General features: G+C 71.8%; 9 protein-coding genes. 7 read left to right on the forward strand and 2 right to left on the reverse strand.

All coding sequences use genetic code 11. From position 1 onward, the window contains the following. Positions 1 to 137: 137 nt before the first annotated feature. A complete protein-coding gene (locus tag ACFYWL_RS19365) occupies positions 138 to 5192 on the reverse strand; it encodes an NAD-glutamate dehydrogenase (protein WP_386974505.1) in 5055 nt (1684 codons plus the stop codon). 288 nt (positions 5193 to 5480) lie between these two features. Between ACFYWL_RS19365 and ACFYWL_RS19370 the strand changes: the two genes are divergently transcribed. From ACFYWL_RS19370 to drmC, 7 genes are all read left to right on the forward strand, one after another. Further along, entirely contained in the window at positions 5481 to 7472 is a 1992-nt protein-coding gene (locus ACFYWL_RS19370) for a penicillin-binding transpeptidase domain-containing protein (protein WP_386974506.1), read from the forward strand. Between the two features lie 522 nt (positions 7473 to 7994). After that, positions 7995 to 11225, forward strand: a complete 3231-nt coding sequence (drmD, locus tag ACFYWL_RS19375; RefSeq protein WP_386974508.1) for a DISARM system SNF2-like helicase DrmD — start codon at positions 7995 to 7997, stop codon at positions 11223 to 11225. Then, positions 11222 to 15253 (forward strand): Eco57I restriction-modification methylase domain-containing protein, encoded by a 4032-nt coding sequence (locus ACFYWL_RS19380; protein WP_386974510.1) that lies wholly within the window; start codon positions 11222 to 11224, stop codon positions 15251 to 15253. Before drmD ends, ACFYWL_RS19380 begins: the two co-directional genes overlap by 4 nt. A 4-nt stretch (positions 15254 to 15257) precedes the next feature. Beyond that, positions 15258 to 17363, forward strand: coding sequence for a DUF262 domain-containing protein (locus tag ACFYWL_RS19385; protein WP_386974512.1), 2106 nt, complete (start codon positions 15258 to 15260; stop codon positions 17361 to 17363). Then, the gene (drmA, locus tag ACFYWL_RS19390) at positions 17360 to 20938 is read left to right on the forward strand and encodes a DISARM system helicase DrmA (RefSeq protein WP_386974514.1); all 3579 of its coding nucleotides are present in this window, start codon (positions 17360 to 17362) and stop codon (positions 20936 to 20938) included. Before ACFYWL_RS19385 ends, drmA begins: the two co-directional genes overlap by 4 nt. Next, on the forward strand, positions 20935 to 22782 hold the full coding sequence (drmB, locus tag ACFYWL_RS19395; RefSeq protein ID WP_386974516.1) for a DrmB family protein: 1848 nt from the start codon (positions 20935 to 20937) through the stop codon (positions 22780 to 22782). Before drmA ends, drmB begins: the two co-directional genes overlap by 4 nt. After that, complete coding sequence (gene drmC, locus ACFYWL_RS19400) at positions 22779 to 23570, forward strand: DISARM system phospholipase D-like protein DrmC (protein WP_386974518.1); 792 nt, start codon at positions 22779 to 22781, stop codon at positions 23568 to 23570. The genes drmB and drmC overlap by 4 nt, the downstream gene beginning before the upstream one ends. 6 nt (positions 23571 to 23576) lie before the next feature. Here the strand turns inward: drmC and ACFYWL_RS19405 are convergent, their stop codons facing one another. Then, positions 23577 to 24788, reverse strand: coding sequence for an arginase family protein (locus tag ACFYWL_RS19405; protein WP_386974520.1), 1212 nt, complete (start codon positions 24786 to 24788; stop codon positions 23577 to 23579). Between the last annotated feature and the right edge of the window lie 54 nt (positions 24789 to 24842).

The raw sequence follows: 24842 nt of genomic DNA on the forward strand, positions 1-24842 counted from the left end.
GGCCCCCGGGGGGGGGCCTCCTTCCGGCACCGCCCCCGGGGGGGGCCCCCGGGGGGGGGGCCCCCGGGGGGGGGGGGCGGGGGGGCGGGGGGGCGGGGGGGGGCCCCCCCCCCCCGCGTCCCGCACCGCGTACGGCGTCAGGCCGCCGAGGTGCGTACCAGCGTGCGGATCTGGCGCAGCAGCACCGACAGCGCGGCGAGGTCCCCCCGCGACTCGTCGAACTCTCCCATCGCCCGCCGGGCCCGGTGGATCGACGTCGCGTTGGACTGCTCCCACTGCTCCACCCGCTCCAGCGGCGGCAGCGAGTCCGGCGTGGAGCCGAGCACCTCCGCGGTGAGCGCGGCAAGCGCGGCGTACAGGTCGTAGCGCAGCGCCATCCGGGCCAGGGTCTGCCAGCGGTCCGCCCGGGGCAGCAGGGAGATCTTCGACAGCAGCGAGTCGACCCGGAACCGGTCGGAGAGCACGAAGTAGACCGAGGCCACCTCGCCGACGTCCCGCCCGCTGGTCGCCGCCGTCTCCACCACGTCCAGCAGGCCGAAGCTGTACATCAGCCGGGTCGCCTGCTCGGCCAGCCCGCGCGGCAGCCCCCGCGACGTCATCGCGTCGATGTGTGCGGCGATGCCCTCCCGCTCGCTGCCGTAGAAGAGGTTCTCCAGGCCGGGCAGCAGCCGGGCCACCCCGTCGCGCAGCCGGGCGATCTCCGCCGGCACGTCCAGCGGCGAGCGCCGGTTGGTCACCAGCCAGCGCACCGCCCGGTCGAGCAGCCGCCGGGTGTCCAGGTAGACGGCGGTCTGCACCTCCGGGTCGACCTTGCTGTCGAGCGCCTCGACCGCGTCCCACAGCTCGCGCAGCCCGAACACCTCGCGGACGACCACGTACGCCCGGATCACGTCCGCCGCCGACGCCGCCGTCTCCTCGACCACCCGGAAGACGAACGTGATGCCGCCCCGGTTGATCGCCTCGTTCACCAGGACGGTGGTGACGATGTCGCGGCGCAGCCGGTGCTGACCCATCCGGTCGGCGAACCGCTCGCGCATCGGCGTCGGGAAGTAGTTGACCAGGACGTCGGTCGTCCACTCCTCGTCCGCGAGGCCCTCGGCCAGGATCTCCCGCTCCAGCACGATCTTCGTGTACGCGAGCAGCACCGCGAACTCCGGCGCGGTCAGCCCGTTCTCGGTGCGGGCCGCCAGCTCCTCGTCCGGCGGCAGCGCCTCCAGCGCACGGTTCAGCGCGCCCGAGCGCTCCAGCTCGTTGATCATCCGGCGGTGCACCGGGAGCAGCGAGGCGGCCTGCGCCTGCGAGTTGTTGATCGCGCGGGCCTGGTCGTAGTTGTCGCGCAGCACCAGCTCGGCGACCTCGTCGGTCATCCCGGCCAGCAGCTCGTCGCGCTCCGGCACGGTCAGTTCCCCGTCGGCGACCGCCGTGTTGAGCAGGATCTTGATGTTCACCTCGTGGTCGGAGCAGTCCACCCCGGCCGCGTTGTCGATGAAGTCGGTGTAGATCCGCCCGCCCGCGAGGGCGTACTCGATCCGGCCGAGCTGCGTGCAGCCCAGGTTGCCGCCCTCGCCGACCACCCGGCAGCGCAGGCTGCGGCCGTCGACCCGGATCGCGTCGTTGGACTTGTCGCCCACCTCCACGTTGGTCTCCGAGGACGCCTTGACGTACGTGCCGATGCCGCCGTTCCAGAACAGGTCCACCGGGGCCGTCAGGATCGCCTTCATCAGGTCCTGCGGCGAGAGCTGGGTGACGTCGTCGTCCAGCCCCAGCACGGCGCGGACCTGCGGCGACACCGGCACCGACTTCGCGGTACGCGGGTACACCCCGCCGCCGTCGGAGATCAGCTTCGCGTCGTAGTCCTCCCACGACGACCGGGGCAGGTCGAACAGCCGCTTCCGCTCGGCGTACGAGGCGGCGGCGTCCGGGTCCGGGTCGAGGAAGATGTGCCGGTGGTCGAACGCGGCCACCAGCCGGATGTGCTCGCTGAGCAGCATCCCGTTGCCGAACACGTCGCCGGACATGTCGCCGACGCCGACCACCGTGAACTCCTGGGTCTGGGTGTCGTGCCCCAGCTCCCGGAAGTGCCGCTTCACCGACTCCCAGGCGCCCCGGGCGGTGATGCCCATCTTCTTGTGGTCGTAACCGGCGGAGCCGCCCGAGGCGAACGCGTCGCCCAGCCAGAACTGGTGCCCCGCCGAGATCTCGTTCGCGATGTCGGAGAACGTGGCGGTGCCCTTGTCCGCCGCCACCACCAGGTACGGGTCGTCCGCGTCGTGCCGGACCACGTCCTCGGGCGGCACGATCTCGCCGGCGACGATGTTGTCGGTGACGTCGAGCATCGCGCCGACGAACTCCTGGTAGCAGGCGACCGCCTCGTCCCGGTCCCCCGGCTTCTGCTTGAGCACGAAGCCGCCCTTCGCGCCCACCGGCACGATCACGGCGTTCTTCACCATCTGCGCCTTGACCAGGCCGAGCACCTCCGTGCGGAAGTCCTCCCGCCGGTCGGACCAGCGCAGCCCGCCCCGGGCCACCGGCCCGTAGCGCAGGTGCACGCCCTCGAACCGGGGCGAGTAGACGAAGATCTCGAACCGCGGGCGCGGGGCCGGCAGGTCCGGGATGGCCTGCGGGTCCAGCTTGAACGCCACGTACGGCTTCGGCCGGCCGCCGACCGGCCTCGCGTAGAAGCTGGTGCGCAGGGTGGCCTGGATCAGCGTCAGGTAGGACCGCAGGATGCGGTCCTGGTCGAGGCTGGCCACGTCGTCCAGCGCCGCCTTGATCGCCGCCACCAGCTCGCCGCCGCGCTCGCGGCGCTGCTCCACGCTCGCCTCGCCGGGGGCGAACCGCACCTCGAACAGCTCCACCAGCAGCGCGGCGATCCTCGGGTACGCGATGAACGTCTGCTCCATGTAGTCCTGCGAGAAGACCGTCCCGGTCTGCCGCAGGTACTTCGCGTACGCCCGCAGCACCACCACCTGCCGCCAGGTGAGCCCGCCGCGCAGCACCAGCTCGTTGAAGCCGTCCACCTCGGCCTCGCCCCGCCACGCCGCCGCGAAGGCGTTCTCCACGTGCGGGCGCACCTCGGCCAGCTCCTGGTGCCCCTCGGGCAGCCGCAGCCCGAAGTCGTACAGCCAGATCCGCCCGTCGACGCGCTCCACCTCGTACGGGTGCTCGTCGACCACCTTCACGCCGAGCGAGTGCAGCACCGGCAGCACCGCGGACAGCATCATCGGCTCGCCGTAGCGGTAGACCTTGAACCGCACGTCCATCGTCTCGTCGACGTCGGCGTCGCGGCCGACGCCCGGCCGCGGGGCGAGCTGCTTGCGGAACAGGTGCATCTCCAGCTGGCCGGGCTCCTCCAGCAGCTCCAGCTTCGCCAGGTCCTTCATCGCCTCGTACGGCGTGTGCCCGTCCTTGTAGCCCTCCGGGAACGCGTCGGCGTACCGGCTGAACAGGTGCTTGGCCTGCTCGTCGCCGAGCTTGCGCTCCAGCACCAGGCGGTAGTCGTCGTCCCACAGCCGGGTGGCGTCGGCCAGCTCCTCGGCGAGCAGGTCCGCGTCGATGTCCCCCGGTGGGCGGGTCGGGTCCGTCCGCACGATGAAGTGCACCCGGGCCAGCATCGACTCGGTGACCCGGGTGGTGTAGTCCACCCCGACGCCGTTCAGCTCGCGCAGCAGGATGTCCTGCATGCGCAGCCGGTTTTGCGTGGTGAACCGGTCCCGGGGCAGGTAGATCAGGCAGGAGATGAACCGCCCGTACGCGTCGCGGCGCAGGAACACCCGCAGCTGCCGGCGGCCCGCCATCCGCAGCACGCCGATCACCGCGTGGTAGAGGTCCTCGGTCTTGATCTGGAACAGCTCGTCGCGCGGGTACGTCTCCAGGATCTGGAGCAGGTCCTTGCCGGAGTGGCTGCGCTGGCTCAGGCCGGAGCGGTCCAGTACCTCGGCCACCTTGCGGCGCACCACCGGCAGCTCCCGCACGCTCGTGCGGTACGCCGCCGTGGAGAACAGCCCGAGGAACCGCCGCTCGCCGACCACCTGACCGGCGTCGTCGAAGACCTTGAAGCCGATGTAGTCCAGGTACGCCGACCGGTGCACGGTGGCCCGGGAGTTCGCCTTCGTGATGATCAGCAGGCGCTTCTCCAGCACCTTCTCGTGCGCCTCGGGCGTCATCGACGACAGCGCCCGGGCCTCCGGGGAGTCCGACCGCAGGATGCCCAGGCCCGTGCCGAGGACCGCCTCCAGCGCCGGCCCCTCGCCGCCGGGGGCGTCGACCAGCCGGTATTCCCGGTAGCCGAGGAAGGTGAAGTGGTCGTGGGCGAGCCAGCGCAGCAGCTCCACCGAGTCCGTGATGTCCTTCTCCGGCACCGGCGGGCGGCTGTCCGAGGTGCGCGCGGTGGCCAGCTCGTCGGCCAGGGCCAGGGCCCGCTGGCGCATCCGCGGCCAGTCCTCCACGGCCTCCCGCACGTCGGTGAGCACGCGCTGCAACTCGCGGCGCAGCTTCTCCCGCTCGGCGGCGTCGCGGACCGGGTCGATCTCGATCCGCATCCAGCTCTCGACCAGGTCCCCGTCGATCGAGTCGTCGGGCTCCACGTCGGCGGCGACCTCGACGAGGCGGCCCAGCGGCTCGCGGCGCACCACCACCAGCGGGTGCACCAGCAGGTGCACGTCGAGGTGGTGGGCGTTGAGCAGGGCGGTCACCGAGTCGACCAGGAACGGCATGTCGTCGGTGACGATCTCGATCACCGTGTGGTGCTGGTCGGCGTCCGGCTCGTGGATGCGCAGCTTCAGCTCGCCCGGCACCCGCTGCTGGGCGAGGTCCCGGTGGGCGCGGGCCGCGTCGAGCATCTCCTCGGCGGTGAACCCGATCAGCTCCTCGTCCGGGGCGAACCGCCAGAAGCGGCTGACCAGTGTCGCCGCGTCGTGGTCGTCCCCGGCGAGCGCGACGGCCTGGGCGACCAGGCGTTCGGCGTTCGGGACCGGCTCGTCGAGCTCGGCGTCCTCGACGTCGTCGGCCAGCGCCTCCGCGGGCAGCCCGAGGTCGTAGAGGGTGTCGATGCTCGAACCGGTCATCCCGGTCACGCCTGTGTCGAGTCGGCCGAAGCCGTCCCCGTCGGTTGCCGAATCGAAACTGTCGTCCCGGCCGTTGTCGTCCTGCCGGAGGTCGGGTCCCGGTTTGATCGCCGGACGCCGGTCCATCGGTGCCACTCCCCTCGACCCACCGCGTTGTGGGTCACTCTGCCGCTCAGCCTAGGCCCTCCCGATCGGTGCCTTCGGTCTGACCTGTCGCCGGACGTACGGTTTCGGGACTCCGTCCTTTCACCCGTTGCAGATCCCTGGTAGGCCGGCTGGGGAATACCCCGCGCGGGATGTTCATGCACCTCCCCGCGACAGGTCTTCCCGCACGTGGCGGGTCCGGCGGGGCGATGCGCCGGGGCCGGTCGTACTACGGTGACGGGCAGTCGGAGATCCGGAGGGACCGCCCGCATGCACCTGACGCACCCGATCCGTCGCGGCAGCGCCCGCACCCACGGCCGCAGCCGCAGCCGGGCCCGGCGGTCGCTCGCGGCGTTCGCGGCCACCGTGCTGGCCGCCGGCGCGCTGGTCGGCTGCTCGTCCGACGACGGCCCCGAATCGACCGTCGACGCCTTCCTGTCCGGTTGGGGCAAGGGTGACCTCCAGGCCGTCGGCTTCGTGACCCCGGCCGGGCTGAAGGTGCCCGCCGCCGACGTGACGCGCCAGCTCCGCGAGCTCGCCGGCGAGCTGGCCGACACCCCGCCGACCCTGCGCCGCACCGGCGACCCGAAGGTCGACGCGAACACCGCCACCGCCGGGATCCGGGTGGCGTGGGCCCTGCCGGGCGGCGCCCGCTGGGAGTACGACCGGCAGGTGCGGCTCACCACCGGCGGCGACGGGCAGTGGCGGGTGATCTGGGAGCCCCAGGTGGTGCACGAGCAGCTCACCGACGGCGACCGGATCGCGTTGCGCCGCGACGCCGCGCCCCGGGCCGGAGTGCTCGACGGCGCGGGCGAGCCGATCGTCACGCCCCGGCCCGTGGTCCGCGTCGGGCTGCAACCGAGCGAGGTCACCGACGCGAAGGCCGTGGCGCGGCAGCTCGACGCCGCGTTCCGGGCGGTCCGGCCCGCCATCACCCCGCCGGTCGACCTCTCCGACCTGCCCAAGCGCCTCGCCGACGCCGACCCGGGCGCGTTCGTCGAGGTGGTGACGCTGCGCGAGGAGGCGTACCGGCAGATCCGGTCCCGCATCCACGACCTGCCCGGCACGAAGTTCCGGGCCGAGAAGCTCGACCTGGCCCCGACCCGGGAGTTCGCCCGCGCGCTGCTCGGCTCGGTCGACCAGGCCCAGGCCGACGACCTGGCCGCCCACCCCGACCGCTACCGGCAGGGCGACCTCGTCGGTCACGGCGGCCTCCAGGGCCGGCACGACGAGCGGCTGCGCGGCACGCCCGGGCTCACCGTGATCAGCGAGCGGGCCGGGCCGGACGGCACCGTCGCGCCGACCGGCACGGAGCTGTTCCGGCAGGAGCCGAAGCCCGGCCAGCCGGTGCGGACCACCCTCGACGTGGCCACCCAGAACGCCGCCGACGCGGCCCTGCGCGGCGAGAAGCGCCGCGCCGCCCTGGTGGCGGTGCGCGTCGGCGACGGCGCCGTGCTGGCCGCCGCGAACGGCCCGGGGGCCGCCGGCGAGAACCTCGCGTTCACCGCCCAGGTGCCGCCCGGTTCGACGTTCAAGATGGTCAGCGCCCTCGGCCTGCTCGACCGGGGCGCGGTCACCTTGGACGGCCCGGTCGCCTGCCCGAAGACGTTCACCGTGGACGGCCGCTCGTTCAAGAACTCCGACAACTTCGCCCTCGGCACGGTGCCCTTCCGCACCGACTTCGCGAAGTCCTGCAACACGGCGTTCGCCGCGCTCGCACCGAAGCTCGGCCCCGACGGCCTCGCCCAGACCGGCCGGGCCCTCGGCCTGGAGGCCGAGTGGGACCTCGGCCTGGACGCGTTCACCGGCAAGGTTTCCGCCAACGGCTCGCCGGCCGAGCAGGCCGCCGCCGCGTTCGGGCAGGGCACCACCGTGGTCAGCCCGCTGGCCATGGCCGCCGCCACCGCCACCGTCGCCCGGGGCCGCTGGGAGCAGCCGAAGCTGGTCGTCGACCCGGCCCCGGCCAAGGCCGCGCCCGCCGGGCCGCAGCTCAGGCCGGAGTCGGTCGAGCCGCTGCGCACGATGATGCGCGAGGTGGTCACCGCCGGCACCGCCACCGCCCTCGCCGACGCCCCTGGCGGGCCGGTGCACGGCAAGACCGGCACCGCCGAGTACGACGACGACCCGGCGCACACCCACGCCTGGTTCGTCGGCTGGCAGGGCGACGTGGCGTTCGCGGTGTTCGTGGAGCGGGGCGGGTCGAGCGGGTCGAGCGCGGTACCGATCGCCGAGCGCTTCCTGCGCGCCCTGGCCACCTCCTGACGGCCGACCAGGTCCTCGGGGGCAACCCTTCCCGCTGACCCGGCCAAGGGCAGCGGCGCTGCCGCACCGACCGACGCCGCCCATCCCAGTGCCAGGGGGCGTGCGCCTAACGGAGCTACCAGCACGAACGGGACAGTCGTCCCCCGCGGTCGCCAGGCGATTCCTCGGAGTCGGTCCGGACGTACGCCGATCTGTAGTGGCAGCCCTGATTCACCGCTATCACTGATAGCGCGTCGCCACAGATTGCTTCTGTCGGAAATCCGCCACTCTTCTGTCCTTGTCGACACCTAGGGCACGAGGGACTGCCCAAATGGGTACGTATGCGAATCATTTGAACCAGCGATATCGATAGTTCCGCCTTTCATCATCCGTTCGGCGAATATGTACGCCTATTCGCCGAACTTCGAAGCGTGGCAGCAGCGCCATAGGCCCGGTAGCGTGCCGAAGCCGGGGGGCGCGAAAGGTTTTCGCAAGAGGACCGAGACTCCCCGGTGACACGTTCGGCAGTGCGGGAGGGCACGAGTGTCGGTCAGCTCGAAGAAACACCGTCTACCCCAGTCCCGGCAACAGGACTCGGTTGTCATTCCGGCCCCGCCGCCAGGCCAACTCGTCACAGTTCGCGGCCGACGCTGGGTGGTGGCCGAACGAGTCGCCAGCACCATTGCCGCCGACCGGGCCGCGGACGGCGCAGCTGAGGCCGAGCACCTGCTGAGGCTGAGCTCCATCGAGGACGACAGCTTCGACGAGACGTTGGACGTGGTATGGGAAGTCGAGTCCGGCCCCCGCGCCCACGAGTCGACCGAACTCCCCACCCTCGTCGAGGGCCGCTCGTTGGACGACCCACAGACGCTGGATGCCTTTCTCGACGCCGTCCGGTGGGGAGCGCTCACCAGCGCCGACCGGAGCCTGCTGCAGGCGCCGTTCCGCAGCAGCATCGACATCCAGCCGCATCAGCTGGATCCCCTGGTCCGCGCGTTGTCCATGCCCCGGGCGAATCTCCTGATCGCCGACGACGTCGGGCTCGGCAAGACGATCGAGGCGGGGCTGGTCATCCAAGAAATGATCCTGCGCTACCGGGCGAGGACGGTGCTCATCGTCTGCCCTGCCAGCCTCTGCATCCAGTGGCAGGAGCAAATGCAGGAGAAGTTCGGCCTGGAGTTTCGGCTGCTGGACACCGAACTCGTCCGCAGCCTGCGCCGCGAGCGGGGTGTACGGGTCAATCCGTTTACCCACTTTCCCCGTCTCATCATGAGCATCGACTGGCTGAAGCGAGACCGGCCTATGCGGATGCTGCGCGACGTGCTGCCCAAGGAGTTCCAGCTACCCCGGGCCTTCGACATGCTCGTGGTCGACGAGGTTCACTCGTGCGCACCCACCGGCCAGGGGCGATACGCGGTCGACTCGCGGCGCACGCAGGCGGTCCGTGAGCTGGCGCCACACTGCGAACACCGGCTCTTTCTCTCGGCGACCCCGCACAACGGCTATCTGGAGTCCTTCACCGCCCTGCTCGAACTCCTCGACGACCAACGCTTCGCCCGTGGCGTACCGCCGGACGAGCGGCAACTCAAGCAGGTCATGGTGCGCCGGCTCAAGTCGGAGCTGACCAGCGACTTCGACGGGCGTCCTCTCTTCCCGCCCCGCCGCATCGTCGCGCTGCCGGTCGACTACACCGCCGAGGAGCGGCAGGTACACGAGGACCTGCGCGCCTACACGGAGTCGCGGGTCCGTCGTGCCGCCGTGGACGGGGACACGGCCCGGGTGGCGGTCGAGTTCTCCCTGACCACCCTGAAGAAGCGGCTCTTCTCCTCGCCCGCCGCCTTCGCCCGCACGCTGGCCACCCACATCGCCACTCAGGGGAAGGGGCGGGTCGGCAAGGAGCGGCAACCGCGCGTCTCGGTGCTGCGCGACACGTTCGCCGCCGTGGAGGACGCTCTCGACACCGGGGCCGACGACGACAGCTCCTACGAGAACCTGTCCCGACGGGCACTGCTCGCCGCCGGTGACGTCGAGCCGGTGCTCACCGCCGAGGACCGTGCGCTGCTGGGCCGGATGACGGCCTGGGCGGAACGCGCGAAGTACCAGGCGGACAGCAAGCTGACCCTCTTCCTCGACTGGCTGGGCGAGCTCGGCGGCCCCGATCGCGACGAGCGAGTCATCGTCTTCACCGAGTACCGGGACACGCTGCGCTGGTTGCAGGAACAGTTGGAGGCGCACGGCCACGGCGTCGACAACCGAATCGAGGTGCTGCACGGCGGGTTGGACACCCACGAGCGCGACCGGATCAAGAAGGACTTCCTCGCGTCGGACTCCCCGATCCGCATCCTGCTGGCCACAGACGCGGCCAGTGAGGGCATCGATCTCCAGGAGCGATGCCACCGCCTGGTGCACTGGGAGATTCCGTGGAATCCCAACCGGCTCGAGCAGCGCAACGGTCGCATCGACCGGCACGGCCAACGGGCGAGCGAGGTGCTCATCCACCACTTCGTCGGCACCGACTACCGCGAGGGCGCCGATTCCGACGTCCGACCCGGCTCGCTCGACGGTGACCTGCACTTCCTCGCTCAGGCGGTGCGGAAGGTCGAGCAGATCCGGACGGACCTCGGCAGCGTCGGGCCGGTCATCGCCGACCAGGTCACCGAAGCCATGCTGGGACGACGACGTGCCGCGCTGGACACGTCCGTGGCGGAGCGCGACGCCGCGAAACGTGCGGTGCTCGCGGTGGAGCGGCAGCTCGCCGCCGAGCTGGGGAAGCTGGTCGGCAGGCTGCACGAGAGCCGGGCCGGGCTCCGGCTGCAACCGGACTCGGTACGCCGGGTGGTCGACGTCGGCCTGCGGCTGGGCCGGCAGCAGCCGCTGCGCCCGACCACCGCACCCGGGTTCAAAGGTGAGTTCTTCACCGTGCCGCCGCTCGCCGACGACTGGGCCCGCGCGGTGGCCGGTATCGTGCACCCGCGCACTGGACGTGCCCGGCCGGTGACGTTCGACGACGCCGCCGCCAGGCCCGTCGACGAGCGGCGCAGTCGACAGGACGTGGTCCACCTGCACCTGGGCCATCCGCTGGTGCAGCAGTGCCTGCGCCTGCTGCGGGCCGAGGTCTGGTCCGGTGGGCGGGAGGCCAAGCTCTCCCGGGTCACCGCGCGGATCGTGTCGGACGACGCGTTGGCCGAGCCCGCCGTGCTGGCCCACGGGCGGCTGGTGGTGACTGGCGGCGCCGGCACCCGCCTGCACGAGCAGATCATCACCGCCGGCGGCTGGCTTCGGGAGGGACGCTTCGCCTCCTTCGGCAGCGTGCGGGAGACCGAGGCTGCGGTGGCGGCGGCGAGGGAGAGCAGCACCCCGTGCGGCCCCGAGTTCGCCGAGCGGGTGGCGACGCTACTGCCGAAGATCCGCAAGTCGCTCATCAGGGCACTGGAACGCCGACGCGACGAGCGGCAGGGCGGCATCGGCCGGATGCTGACGGCGAACGCGGAGCAGGAGGCGAACGCCGCCGAGGAAACCTTGCGCGAGCTGGACGCCGCGATCCGCAAGGCGCTGCACGACAACCCCCACGAGCAACTGGCGCTCTTCGACCTGACCAGCGACGAGCGGATGCAGCTGCACCGGGACCGGGAGGCGCTGCGCGACCGGCTAGACCGGATCCCGGACGACATCGCCCAGGCCCGCAAGGCCGTGCGACGCCGCTACGCCGACCCGACGCCCCGGTTCTTCCCGGTGGCGGTGGAGTTCCTGATCCCGAGGAGGGCCGCCCGATGACCGGCAAGTCCCGTCGCCCCGGCAACCGGACGGGGCAGCGGATCAGCCCGCACGCCGAGTGGCTGGCGCTGGTCGAGACGGTCGAGCCCTTCCTCGACCTGGACGTGCTCGACACCGCGCTGCCGCAGGGCTGCGCCCCCGTCCGCACCGCGCTGCGGGACCGGCTGGCGCTGGCGGTCGAGGAGCTGCGCGCCGAGCCCGCCAAGGCCGAGCTCTTCGTCGAGTTCGTCCTCCGCGAGGTGCTGGAGTGGGACCTCGACGGCGACCCGGCGTACGGGGCCGCGGTGCGGGACTCCGCGATTCCGGGCGCGCTGGCCTACCGCCCGCCCTCGACCGGCGAGACCCTCCGCCCGGACGTCGTGCTGATGGCGGGCAACTCCCCCGAGGTGCTGGTCGCCCGCTGGCCCGCCGGCACCCCGCTGGACAAGGCGGTGCCGGACCGGTCCTGGGCCGCTTCCCCCGTCGACCGGATGGTGGAGCTGTGCCGGGCCACGGGGAACCCGGTCGGCCTGGTCACCAACGGCTGGCGGTGGGCGGTGGTGCACGCCGCCGAGGGCCTGCCGGTCGGGGTGGCGACCTTCGATGCGGAGATCTGGGTCGACGAACCGGTCACCCTGGCCGCGTTCGCCGACCTGCTGGGCAACGCCCGCTGGTTCAGCCGCCCCGACGACGAGCACCTGAGCGCGCTGTTGCACGAGAGCGGCAACCGCGAGGAGGCGGTCACCGGTCAGCTCGGCGCGCAGGTCCGCGCGGCCGTCGAGCACCTGGTGGACGCTCTCTCCCGCGCCGACCGCGACCTGGACGGGACGGTGCTCGCCGACGTGTCCCCGCGCGAGGTGTACCGGGGCGCGGTCACCGCCACCATGCGGATGGTCTTTCTGCTCTACGCCGAGGACCGCCATCTGCTGCCGTTGCAGGGCCTCTACGCCGAGTCGTACGCCATGCACACCCTCTTCGACCGGCTGCGCGCCGACGCCGCCCGGCTGACCGAGGACATCTTGGAGCGGCGGCACTCCGCCTGGGGCCGGCTGCTGGCCACCTCGCGGGCCGTCCACGGCGGGGCGCGGCACGACGCGCTACGGCTGCCGGCGTACGGTGGCTCGCTCTTCGACCCGGAACGGTTCCCGTGGCTGGCCCGGCTGCGGGTGGACGACCGGACCATGCTGCGGGTGCTGGACCGGCTGCTGATGCTGCGCCGGGAAGGGCGGGCCAGCATCGAGGCGATGCCGCTGTCCTACCGGTCACTGGACGTCGAGCAGATCGGGTACGTCTACGAGGGGCTGCTCGACCACTCCGGGCTGCGCGCCCGGGAAACGGTGCTGGCGCTGCGCGGGCCGGCCCAGCCGGAGATCCCCCTCTCCGTGCTGGAGGCGCTGGACGACGCCGATCGGATTCCGTACCTGGTGCGGGAGATGTCGCTGGGCACCAAGCGCAAGGTCAACGCGGCCCAGGTGCAGCGCTGGCTCGCCGACCAGCCGGACGCGGCGAGCTACGCCGACCTGCGCGCGGCCTGCGGCGGCGACGACGCGATCACCGCGCGGGTGCTGCCGTACTGGGGCCTGTTGCGGCCCGACCTACGCGGCGGCCCGCTGGTGTACGCGCCGGGCGCCGTCTACGTCACCCAGGTGGGCGACCGGCGGGCGGCCGGCGCGCACTACACGCCGAAGCACCTCGCCGAGGAGATCGTCAAGCACACCCTGGACCCGCTCTGCCACTCCCCCGGCCCCGCCGACGGGCTCGGGCCGGACGACGAGTGGCGGGTCCGCCCCGCCGACGAGCTGCTGGCCCTGCGGGTCGCCGACATCGCCGTCGGCTCCGGGGCGTTCCTGGTCTCCGCCTGCCGCTACCTGGCCGCCCGGCTGGTGGAGGCGTGGCAGCGGGACGGCCTGCCGGACGACGTCCCGGACGGCGACACCCCGGACGCCCAGGAGGAGCGGCTGCTCCACGCCCGCCGGCTGGTCACCGACCGCTGCCTCTACGGGGTGGACCGGGACGACATGGCCGTGGAGATGGCCAAGATGTCGATGTGGCTGGTCACACTGGCCAAGAACCGACCCTTCGAGTTCCTCGACCACGCGGTGCGCCGGGGCGACTCGCTGCTCGGCATCACCGACCTCGACCAGCTCCTGCACCTGCACCTCGACCCCGTCCAGGGCAAGAAGATCGCCGGTCACGTCACGTTCTTCGAGGACACCGCCGGGATGATGTCCAGCGAGGTCAAGGATGCCCTCGGATACCGGCACGAGCTGGAGCGGATCCCGGTCCGCGACGTGCGCGACGCCGACGACAAGGCCCGGCTGCTGGCCAAGGCAGACGGGCACACCGAGGCGCTGAGGCTGATCGCCGACGGCGTGGTCGCCGCCGCGCTCGCCCGGGGCCGCTCGGCCACCGAGTACGAGCAGGCCCTCGCCACGGTCCGTGAGAACACCCGGGGCGTGCTGGCCGGCAAGGCGGCGGCCACGGAGCAGCTCCGCGTGCAGACCCGCAAATGGCTGGAGGGTGGACGGCCGGAGGGTGCGCCGGAGCGGGAGTGCATCCACTGGCCGCTGGAGTTCCCCGAGGTTATGGAGAACGGCGGCTTCTCCGCCATCGTCGGCAACCCGCCTTTCCAGGGCGGGCAAAAGATCACCGGGTCGCAGGGCACCGACTACCGCGACCACCTGGTCCGCTGGGTGGGCGGCGGCAAGCGGGGCAGCGCCGACCTGGTCGCCTACTTCTTCCTCCGGGCAGCCTCGGTGGCCCCGGCGGGCCGGGCCGGGCTGATCGCCACCAACACGATTGGCCAGGGCGACAGCCGTGAGGTCGGGCTGGACCAGTTGACCGAGGCCGGGTGGTCGATCGTCCGGGCGGTGAAGAGCACCCCGTGGCCGGGCGAGGCGACGCTGGAGGTGGCCAAGGTCTGGCTCGGCCAGCGCGGCGAGTCGGAGCGGGTGATGCTCGACGACGTCACGGTCCCCGCGATCACGCCCGCCCTGGACGCGGCGAGCCGGGTCACCGGAACGCCACACCGGCTCGCCGCCAACGCCGGCATCGCCTTCCAAGGGTCGATCGTCCTCGGGCTCGGTTTCACCATGACCCCCGACGAGGCCCAGGAGTTGATTGACCGGGACCCGCGCAACGCCGAGGTGCTGTTCCCATACCTCAACGGCGAGGACCTGAACAATCGGCCGGACGCCTCCGCCAGCCGCTCGGTGATCAACTTCCGTGACTGGCCCTTGGAGCGCGCCGAGCAGTACCCGGACTGCATGGAGCGGGTACGCCGGCTCGTCAAGCCCGAGCGCGACCGGAACAACCGCAAGGTCTACCGCGACTACTGGTGGCAGTATGCCGAGAAGCGCCCAGCCATGCTGCAAGCCCTCAAAGGGCTTGATCGGGTGCTGGCGATCGCGCGCGTCAGCAAGGTAGTGCTTCCGCTCTTCGTCTCACCTGAGCAAGTTGTCAGCGAAGCTGCGGTCGTGTTTGCGACTGCGGACGCGGCCGATCTCGCGCTGTTGTCCAGTGCGCCGCACTACTGGTGGGCGATCGACCGAGCATCGACGCTGGAGACCCGGATCCGTTACACCCCCTCCGACGTGTTCGAGACGTTGGTGCGGCCGGAGTCGACCGGGCGGATGCGGGTGGTCGGGGAGCGGCTCGACTCGTACCGGCGGGGGCTGATGCTCGACCGGAACGAGGGGCTGACGAAGACGTACAACCGGGTGCACAACCCGGGCGAGAGCGCCGCCGACATCGCGGAGCTGCGGGCGATCCACGTCGAGATCGACCACGCGGTGGCCGAGGCGTACGGGTGGCAGAACCTGGCGCTGGACCACGACTTCCACGAGACCCGGCAGGGCATCCGCTACACGGTCGGCCCGACGGTCCGGCAGGAGATCCTGGACCGGCTGCTTGAGCTGAACTTCGCCCGCTTCAAGGAGGAAGAGAAGCGCGGCCTGCACAACAAGGGCAAGCCCGCACGCGGCAAGCCGGCCAAGGTGCCGAAGCCGCGCGCCGCCGCCGATTCCGAACAACTGTCGATGTGGGGATAGCCGAATGCCCGAAACCCTCTACAAGGACGCTACCTACCCGGTCTCACTGCTGGTCGAGCTGATCAAGACGGGGAAGATCGCACTGCCGGACATCCAGCGGCCCTTCGTCTGGCAGGCCACGAAGGTCCGGGCGCTGTTCGACTCGATGTACAAGGGTTTCCCCGTCGGGTACCTGCTGTTCTGGGACACCGGCGCCGAGGTGGGCGCCCGGCAGATCGGGGTGGACACGGTCCAGGCCGCGCCCCACCACCTGATCGTCGACGGGCAGCAGCGCCTCACCTCGCTCTTCGCGGTGATGACCGGCGCGACCGTGCTGCACGACGACTACTCCGAGTCGCGGATCAGGATCGCCTTCCGGCCGACCGACGCCACCTTCGCCGTCACCGACGCGGCGATCGAGAAGGACCCGGAGTTCATCCCGGACATCAGCGTGCTCTGGCAGCCCGGCGGGATCTGGGCGACCAAGAAGGCGTACCTGAAGGCCCTCGCCGCCCGGCGCGAGGTCGACGACGCCGAGGAGCAGCGGCTGGAAGAGGCGATCCACCGCCTGCACGACCTCCAGCAGTACCCGTTCAAGGTGATCGAGCTGTCGGCGACGGCCAACGAGGAGCAGGTCGCGGAGATCTTCGTCCGGATCAACAGCGAGGGCGTCGCGCTGGTCCAGGCCGATTTCATCCTCACCCTGATGTCGGTCTTCTGGGAGAAGGGCCGGCGGGACCTGGAGGAGTTCTGCCGCGCCTGCCGGATCCCGAGCCTCGGCGACGCCAGCCCGTTCAACTGGTACATCCAGCCGCAGCCGCCGCAGCTGCTGCGCGCCACCGTCGCGGTCGCGATGCGGCGGGCGGTGCTCAAGCAGATTTACGTGCTGCTGCGCGGCAAGGACGTGGAGACCGGCAAGCCGTCGCCGGAGAAGCGGGACGCCCAGTTCGCCCGGCTCGCCGAGGCGCAGGAGCAGGTGCTGAACCTGACCAACTGGCACGAGTTCCTGCTCTGCCTGGAGCGGGCCGGGTTCCGGGGCAAGAAGATGATCTCCAGCGAGAACGCGATCATCTTCTCGTACGCGATCTGGTTGATCGGTCGGGTGGACTACCAGGTCCCGCTCGCCCGGCTGCGGGAGGTGATGGCCCGCTGGTTCTTCATGGCGCACACCACCGGCCGCTACTCGGGCTCGTTCGAGAGCCAGGTCGAGCGGGACCTGGCCCAGTTCGCCGGGCTGGCGAAGGGCGACGCGGACGGGTTCGTCGCGGTGCTGTCGAAGATCGTGAACGACACCCTCACCACCGACTACTGGGAGATCCGCCTCCCCAACGAGCTGGACAGCTCGGCCGCCAAGTCGCCGGCGCTGCTGGCGTACATCGCGGCCCTGAACATCGTCGACGCCGACGCCCTGCTCTCCACCGGCAAGGTCCGTGCCCGGCTCGACCCGGCGGTCACCGCCAAGAAGGGCATCGAGCGGCACCACCTGTTCCCCCGCGCCTACCTGCGCAAGCAGGGCATCACCAACACCAAGAAGATCAACCAGATCGCCAACATGGCGCTGGTCGAATGGCACGACAACATCAGCATCTCCGACCAGCCGCCGACGAAGTACTGGCCGGACGAGGTCCGCAAGAAGGGCCTCAGCCGGGCCACGCTGGAGGTGCAGTCGCACTGGCACGCCCTGCCCGAGAGGTGGACCAAGCTGTCGTACGACGCGTTCCTGAGCCAGCGCCGCAAGCTGATGGCCGGGGTGGTGCGGGACGCCTTCAACCGGCTGGCCGACTCCGGCTACGCGCCCGTCTACCCGAAGGCCGGCAAGCCGACCGGTCCCCCGGCCCCGGCCCGCACCTGGTACGGGGTGCGGATCGTCGACCTCATCGACGCCGGGCTGCTTTCGGCCAAGGCGGTGCTGATCAACCCGGCCGACGACGTCGAGGCGCGAATCCTCGCCGACGGCCGGATCGAGTTCGACGGCGTGCGGTATGACTCACCCTCTGGCGCGAGCGACGTGGCCCACGGCGGCAGCACTAACGGCTGGGCCTACTGGCTGGCCGACACCTCGGCCGGGCTGCGCCCGCTGGCCGCACTTCGGGACGAGCTGCGCAGGACCGACGACGGGGAGGACGGATGACCGAGTCGCCCGTGCTGGCCGTACCCTCCGGGGCCGAGCTTCGCGACAAGCTGGCCGAGCTGGTCCGACGCGACCTGGTCGGGCCGACCGACGTGGCCGAGGAGATCGTCGGGCCGCCCGGTGGCCGGCAGGTCCTGCTGCGCGACCGCTACCCGGTCGGTTGCCTGGCCCCCGCCGGTCTCCTGGTCAACCCGGCGGCCCTGGACGGCCTCGCCGAGGAGGGCGACCCCTCCGGCGATGACGAGGCGGGCACCGACGCCGCTCCCGCCACCCCCTCGTTCTACCCCTCCTCGCTGGGGCTGAGCTTCGCCGTGGCCGCACCGGAGACCGAACTGGTTGTCGAGGCGGAGTGGGGTCGGTACGTGCGGGAGCACGCCAGCGCCCCGCTCGACGACGGCAGCCAGCCGCTGGTGTGGCGGCGCCAGCAGCGCGGCGGCGAGGCACGGCTGACCCTGGTCGAGGGCGAGGTCACGCCGTTCGGGATCGACCGGGAACAGCCAGAGGTGGTCGTCCGGGGCCGGATCCGCCGGCACGACAGGCAGTGGGTCGTCTCGCTGTTCCTGGTCAACACCACCGACCCCGCCGGCAAGATGATGAACGCGACCTGGATCTTCCAGTGCGGCCTACGGGTTCGCGGCGTCATCGAGGGCTCGACGCCCTTCTGCCCCCGCGAGCTGCCGCTGCCGGACGACCGCGTCGTCGACCCGGCCATCCGCGAGTTGCGTACCCTCGCCATGCGCTACCGGCACACCCCGGCCTTCGCCGTCGGGCACGGCGTCGGCGTCCAGGTCAAGACCCTCGACGACGACCCCACCCGCGCGGTGAGCGTCCGCACCGACCCGATGCCGTGGTACGAGATGCCCGCCACGGACGCCACCCGTCCCAGGGACGAAGAGCGCCTCGCCGGGGTCGAGCTGGACATGGCCGCACTGGCCGAGGCGGAGCCGGCGAGGCTTCGGCAGATGCTGGAGCCGATCCTGGTCGCCTACCAGGCGTGGATCGAGGAGCGGGCCGGGCAGGCCGCCACCGACCCGTCCCTGGACCGGTTCCGGGTCGACGCGGAGCTAGCCCTCGACGACTGCCGGACGGCGGCCGACCGGATCCGGGAGGGCATCGAGGTGCTGCTCAATCCGGCCGATTCGGAGCCGCTCGCGGCGTTCCGCTTCGCCAACCGGGCGATGCGGTTGCAGCGGCTGCACACCATGGCCGCCGCCAAGCGGCGGGCCGATCCGAAGCTCCCGCTGCCCGACGCCGTCGCCGCCGCCGAGGCCGCCGACCGGCCGGCGTGGCGCCTGTTCCAGCTCGCGTTCCTGCTGATGGGGCTGCCCGCCCTGGCGGACCCGACGCACCGCAACCGCCGCCCGGACAGCGGCATCATGGACCTGCTCTGGTTCCCCACCGGTGGCGGCAAGACCGAGGCGTACCTGGGTCTGGCGGCGTTCGCGATGGCCATCCGGCGGCGCAAGCCCACCCTGGGCGGCCTCTTCGCCGAGGACGGCGTGGCCGTGCTGATGCGCTACACCCTGCGGCTGCTGACGGTGCAGCAGTTCCAGCGGGCCGCCGCGCTGATCTGCGCCTGCGAGACCCTCCGCCGCGAGGAGCCTGCCCGCTGGGGCGAGACCCCATTCCGGCTGGGTCTCTGGGTCGGCGGCAGCGTGACACCGAATCGCACGGAGGCCGCCGCCGACGCGGTGAAGGAGGCCCGGGGTCAGCTCAAGGGGCGTCCCGGTGGCGGCCAGGGGTCGCCCCACCAGCTCACCAGTTGTCCGTGGTGCGGCACGGGGCTGACCGCCGATCACAACATCGAGGTCGACCTGGTCCGGGGCCGCACCATCGTCTTCTGCGGAGACAGCACCGGTCGCTGCCCGTTCACCCTGCGCCGTAGCTCCGGTGAAGGGCTTCCGGTGGTGGTGGTCGACGAGGAGCTCTACCGGCTGCTGCCCGCCTTCATCATCGCCACCGTCGACAAGTTCGCCCAGCTGCCGTGGAAGGGGTCGGTGCAGGCGCTCTTCGGCAAGGTCACCGGCCGGTGCACCCGGCACGGCTACCGGACGCCGGAGACCATCGGGTGCAACGCCCTCGAGCACCGGCCGGCCGGTCGCCAGCCGGCGGCCAGTGTCGATCGGGTCGGCGGGCTGCGCCCGCCGGACCTCATCGTGCAGGACGAGCTACACCTCATCTCGGGACCGCTCGGCTCCCTGGTCGGCCTCTACGAGACCGTGGTCGACGAGCTGGCGACCTGGCTGCCCGACATTCCCGGTGCGGCGCCGGTGCGACCGATGGTGATCGCGTCGACGGCCACCGTCCGGGGCGCGGCAGCTCAGGTCAACGGGGTGTTCACCCGGCAGCTGGCGATCTTCCCGCCGCCCGGGACCGACTCACGGAACTCCTTCTTCGCCCGCGCCCGAACGGTCAGCGAACTGCCCGGCCGACGCTACGTCGGCGTCTGCGCACACGGCCGGAAGTTCAAGGCGCTGCTGATCCGGCTCTACGTCGCCGGCATGGCGGCAGCCCAACTGCTGCACGAGCGGTACGGCGAGAAGGCCGGGACCGACGCGTACATGACCATGATCGGCTACTTCGGCTCCCTGCGGGAGCTGGGCGGGATGCGCCGGGTCGTCGACGACGACGTGGCGACCCGCCTGTACGACGCACGGCAGCTCGGCCTCGCCCGGCGGGAGAAACCGGACGTCGCAGAGCTCACCTCGCGGCTGCACTCCAGCGAGATTCCGGAGATCCTCCGCCGGCTGGAGGTGCCGGTGCCGGCCCACCGTGGCAAGAAGGCCCCGGAGGTGCTGCCGATCGACGTGCTGCTGGCCACCAACATGATCTCCGTTGGTGTGGACATCTCCCGGCTGGGGCTGATGGTCGTCGCCGGGCAGCCGAAGTCCGCCGCCGAGTACATCCAGGCCACCAGCCGGGTCGGGCGTGCCTCGCCGGGCCTGGTCTTCACCGCCTTCAACTGGGCGCGGCCACGCGACCTGTCGCACTACGAGACGTTCGAGCACTTCCACAGCTCGGCGTACCGGCATGTGGAGGCCCTGTCGGTGACCCCGTTCGCCGATCGCGCGCTGGACCGGGGGCTGACCGCCGTCCTCGCCAGCCTGATCCGCCAGCACGACGCCACCTGGAACGCCAACCGGGACGCCGAACGGCTCGACCGGCACGCCAAGAAGGTCGCCGATCTGGTGGATTCGGTGGTGGAACGGGCCGCGACGGTGACCGGAGATAAGGACGCCGCCAGACACGTCCGGGCGCGGCTCGACCGGACGCTCGACCGCTGGGCCGACCTGGCCAGTGCCAAGTACCAGCACCTTGGCTACCAGGCCGAGCGGGACGGCCGGACGGTGGGCCTGCTCGCCGAACCGGACACCGGGCCCTGGAGCGAGTGGACCTGCCCGACCTCGCTGCGCAACGTGGAGCCGGGCATCCGACTGCTGATCCGCGACGGCGGCGCCCCCCTCGGCAACGAACGGGACAACCCGTACCGGCGGCCGACCGACGAGGCCCCCACGCTGTTCGACACCGGGTCGTACGAGACCGACGACGAGATCGACGAGGAGGCCACCGCGTGAAGGGCAACGGTCCCCGGATCAACCGGGTCGGCGAGTTGCGCCCCAGCCAACTCCAGCACACCTTCGGCATCGGCTCGATCGTCGATCTGCCCCGCTTCTCCGCCCTCGTCATGGGACTCGACGAGTGGGACATATCGCACACCGAGCAGATCAGCGAGCCCCGGCTGCTCGCGGCGGTCCAGGAGCGGGCCGGCAAGCAGGTGAGCACGCTGCGCTTGCCCCCGTACGTGCCGGAGGAACACGGCAACATGTTCGGCGAGTGGACCCGGGTCGGCGTGCCGGTCGAGGTCTTCCCCCGCTTCCTGCGCTGCCCCTACTGCCGGCACCTGGGCCCCATCGAGAGCACGCTGTTCAAGCTTCGTGCCAATCCGAACCGCCCCGACCTCGTCCGGGTGGTGCACGAAAGTTGCCCGGTCGCCAAGGCGAAGGCACCCGCCGCCATGCCGGTACGGTTCATGCTCGCCTGTGAGGCCGGGCACCTGGACGACTTTCCCTGGGACTACTACGTACACAAGGGCGCCAGCTGCGGCAAGACGCTGCTACAGTTCGGCGAGCGCGGGGTCTCCGGCGATGCGGCCAGCGTCTTCGTCACGTGCGTCAGCTGCAACGCCCGACGCAGCATGGCACCGGCGTTCGGTCGGGACGCGGCCAAGCACCTGCCGCGGTGCCGAGGTCGCCATCCGCACCTGCGGTCCTTCGACCCGTACTGCGACGTCACGCCGAGGGCGATCGGCCTGGGTGCCTCCAATCTCTGGTTCCCGTTCAAGGTGGCGGTGGTGTCGATCCCCGAGGCGGAGGACCCGCTGCTGGTCGAGGTCGAACGGCAGTGGACCCAGCTTCGCGGTCTCAGCAGCGTGGAGCAGGTGGCGGGAGCCCGCGCGTTCGCGCCCGAGAAGTTCGTCGGCTTCGGCATCGCCGACGATGCCGAGATACTCGCGGCGATCACCCGCTTCCGGCACCGGGCGACCGCAGCGCCCTCCGCCGACGCCGCCGACGTCCTCGGGCCGGAGTGGGAGGTCCTGACCGACCATCGCCGGGCGCCCCGGGACCACCCGGACTTCCGGATCGAGCCGCGGCGCGTCGCGTCGGAGTGGCGCGACCAGCTCACCGAGGTGCTGGCGGTGACTCGGCTGCGGGAGGTCTCCGCGCTGCTCGGCTTCACCCGCATCGTCGCGCCGAACGAGCTGGGCGATGGCCGCTACGAATCGGGGCTGAAGATCGCTCCCCTGTCCCACTCGACGCATACCTGGGTGCCCTGCGCGGAGACCCGCGGCGAGGGTGTCTTCCTTCGCCTTCTGGAGGAACGAGTGGCCGACTGGGAAAGGCGGGTCACCCGCCACGGGGCCGTCCTCCGGTTGCGGCAGGGACACCGCCAGTGGTGCGCACAACGCAACGTGGACGCGGACAGCGACTGGCGTCCCCCGCGCTACACCCTGCTGCACACCCTGGCGCATGCCCTGATCCGCGCCTTCGCCCTCGAGTGCGGCTACAGCGCCAGCGGCATCCGGGAACGGATCTACGCCAGGGAAGGCATGGCCGGTCTGCTGCTGTACACCGCCGCGCCGGACAGCGAGGGCACGCTCGGCGGACTGGTCCGGCTCGCCGACCCGGAGATGCTGGCACTGGTGCTCAAGCAGGCGCTGGGGGACGCCGGCCTCTGCTCCTCGGACCCGATGTGCGCCGAACACCGCCCGGACAACGACCGGACCGTCCACGGCGCCGCCTGCCACGCCTGCCTCTTCGCCGCCGAGACATCGTGTGAACGGGGCAACCGCTTCCTCGACCGTAAGCTCCTCGTCCCCACCTTCGGGGGCGCGGAGAGCGCCTTCTTCCCGGCACCATGAAGGACCTGATTCACGCGGTCGTGGCAATCGGCCGCGCCAGCCCGCACCAGCAGGTGCTGACCGCCCTCACCGAGGCCCTCACTGCCCGGCCGACCGCCGACGCCACGACGCTCGGTGCCCTCCGCGCCGTCGTGGCGACGACACCCGCCCTGCGCCCGCTGGTGGAGCAGCTCATGCTGGCCTGGCAAGCGTCCACCGGAGTGACCGGCGCGGCGCTAGCGGGCATGTTGGCGTGCGCCTACGAGGCGGCAGCCGCCGAACGGGCCGCGCTGCGGGTCGAGCCCGTGGTGACCGGCCCGCAGAGCCGGCACGTTCCCCTCCGGGCCACCCGGCAGGCATTCGAGAGCATCACCGTGGCGGCGCGACAGGAACTGCTGGTACTCACCTACTCCGCCCACACCGACGCCCGGATCGTCGCCACGTTGGGTGCGGCCATCAACCGGGGCGTACAGGTGCGGATCCTCGTCGAAACGACCCGTGCCGAGGGAGGAACCTTGAGCACCCCGGCCCTGGACGCATTGGCCGGGCTGTCCGCCCAGTTCTACGTCTGGGATCCCGCTCGCCGGCCGCGCCGGGACTCTCCCGCGTCCATGCACGCCAAAGGGGTTGTGGCTGACGGGCACAGTGCCTTTCTGACCAGCGCCAACCTCTCTGGACACGCCTTCGAAGCGAACGTCGAAGTCGGCGTCCGGATCGTGGGCGGTGACGTGCCAGCCCGGTTGCGGGACCACTTCAGAGCCCTGATCGCTGACGCCGTCTTCGTACCCGTCACGCCGAACCCGGTCTGACGGACCTCAAGCGATGTTGGTGGCCGAGGGCGACGATCCGTCGGTCACAGGTGAAACGCTACGCTCACCCAAGTTGTCCGCCGCAGGCTGAGGGCTACGGCGCAGCAGACCCGGCCCCGCCGATGCGGGTGGCCCGACCGGCTCCACTTCGACGGCCGGACCCAGCATTGGTGCCGGCAGCGGTTCGGAGGCACCGCACGACGCCTGCGCATCGTTGGGCGTCGAGATACCGCTCACCTCGACGGGCTCCACAGAACGGACGCGCTGCGGCTGCGCCGGGAGCAGGCGGGGCGGCACCGCGCTCGGGGCGGTCACCGGGGCCAGCCCGGCCACCACCGTGTTGACGATCTCGGCGGCGTACGCGCCGTCGACGTCGTAGTCGGGGTCGAAGACGGTCAGCTCCACGCCGAGGCAGTGCGGGGTGTCGACCAGGCCGGCGAGCAGGATCTCCAGCTCGGCGAAGGCGATCCCGCCCGGGTCCGGGGCGTCCACCGCCGGCATCACCGCCGGGTCGAGCACGTCCACGTCGACGTGCACCCAGTAGCCGGCGCAGTCGGCCAGCTCCTCGTGGGCCCACTGGGCGGTGCGGGCCGCGCCCTCGGCGCGCAGCGCCGGCACCGGGCGGGTGGTGATCCCGGCGGCCTGGAGGTCGAGGCGGTACTCGTCCTGGGCGCGGATGCCGAGGACCACCACGTCGATGTCCCGGAAGTAGGGCCGCCGCCCCTCGATCGCGGCCAGGTCGGCCTGCCCCCGTCCGGTGACCAGCGCCAGGTCCTCCCCGGCCGCCGCGCCAACGTACGAGGCGTTGCCGGGGTGCCGAAAGTCGGAGTGGCCGTCGACGAAGACGAGCCCGATCCGCCCGCCGACCGCCTCGCCGAGCCGGTGCATGGCCAGCGCCGAGCCGAGCAGGATCGAGCAGTCCCCGCCGAGGACGAGCGGGAACTCCCCCCGGTCGATGATCGCCCCGATCCGGTCGGCCAGCGCCGCCGAGTACGCGGCGATCTCCGGGGCGTGGCAGACGCCGTCGCCGGGACGCCAGTCGCCCGGGTCGTACCGGGGCGGGGTGAGGCAGCCGGCGTCGCGCGCCCGCAGCCGGGCGAGCAGGCCCTGGTCGCGCAGCGCTCCCGGTGCCTTGGCGCAGCCGGGGACGGCGGTGGGGGTGGGCGGGCGCAGCCCGAGGTTGGACGGCGCGTCGAGGACGGCGATCCGGCGCATCATGGGCTCCCGTCCTCGTGGGTCGGGCGGGCCGGCGAACGCCGGCCCGCGCTGGCG

It is taken from the genome of Micromonospora sp. NPDC002575 (assembly GCF_042889525.1).
GTDB lineage: Bacteria > Actinomycetota > Actinomycetes > Mycobacteriales > Micromonosporaceae > Micromonospora > Micromonospora carbonacea.

Excerpts from the sequence above, each read along its gene's own strand:
- ACFYWL_RS19365 (WP_386974505.1), bottom strand. The coding sequence starts at position 5,192 with ATGGACCGGCGTCCGGCGATCAAACCGGGACCCGACCTCCGGCAGGAC.
- ACFYWL_RS19370 (WP_386974506.1), top strand. The coding sequence starts at position 5,481 with ATGCACCTGACGCACCCGATCCGTCGCGGCAGCGCCCGCACCCACGGC.
- ACFYWL_RS19380 (WP_386974510.1), top strand. The coding sequence starts at position 11,222 with ATGACCGGCAAGTCCCGTCGCCCCGGCAACCGGACGGGGCAGCGGATC.
- ACFYWL_RS19385 (WP_386974512.1), top strand. The coding sequence starts at position 15,258 with ATGCCCGAAACCCTCTACAAGGACGCTACCTACCCGGTCTCACTGCTG.
- drmA (WP_386974514.1), top strand. The coding sequence starts at position 17,360 with ATGACCGAGTCGCCCGTGCTGGCCGTACCCTCCGGGGCCGAGCTTCGC.
- drmC (WP_386974518.1), top strand. The coding sequence starts at position 22,779 with ATGAAGGACCTGATTCACGCGGTCGTGGCAATCGGCCGCGCCAGCCCG.
- ACFYWL_RS19405 (WP_386974520.1), bottom strand. The coding sequence starts at position 24,788 with ATGATGCGCCGGATCGCCGTCCTCGACGCGCCGTCCAACCTCGGGCTG.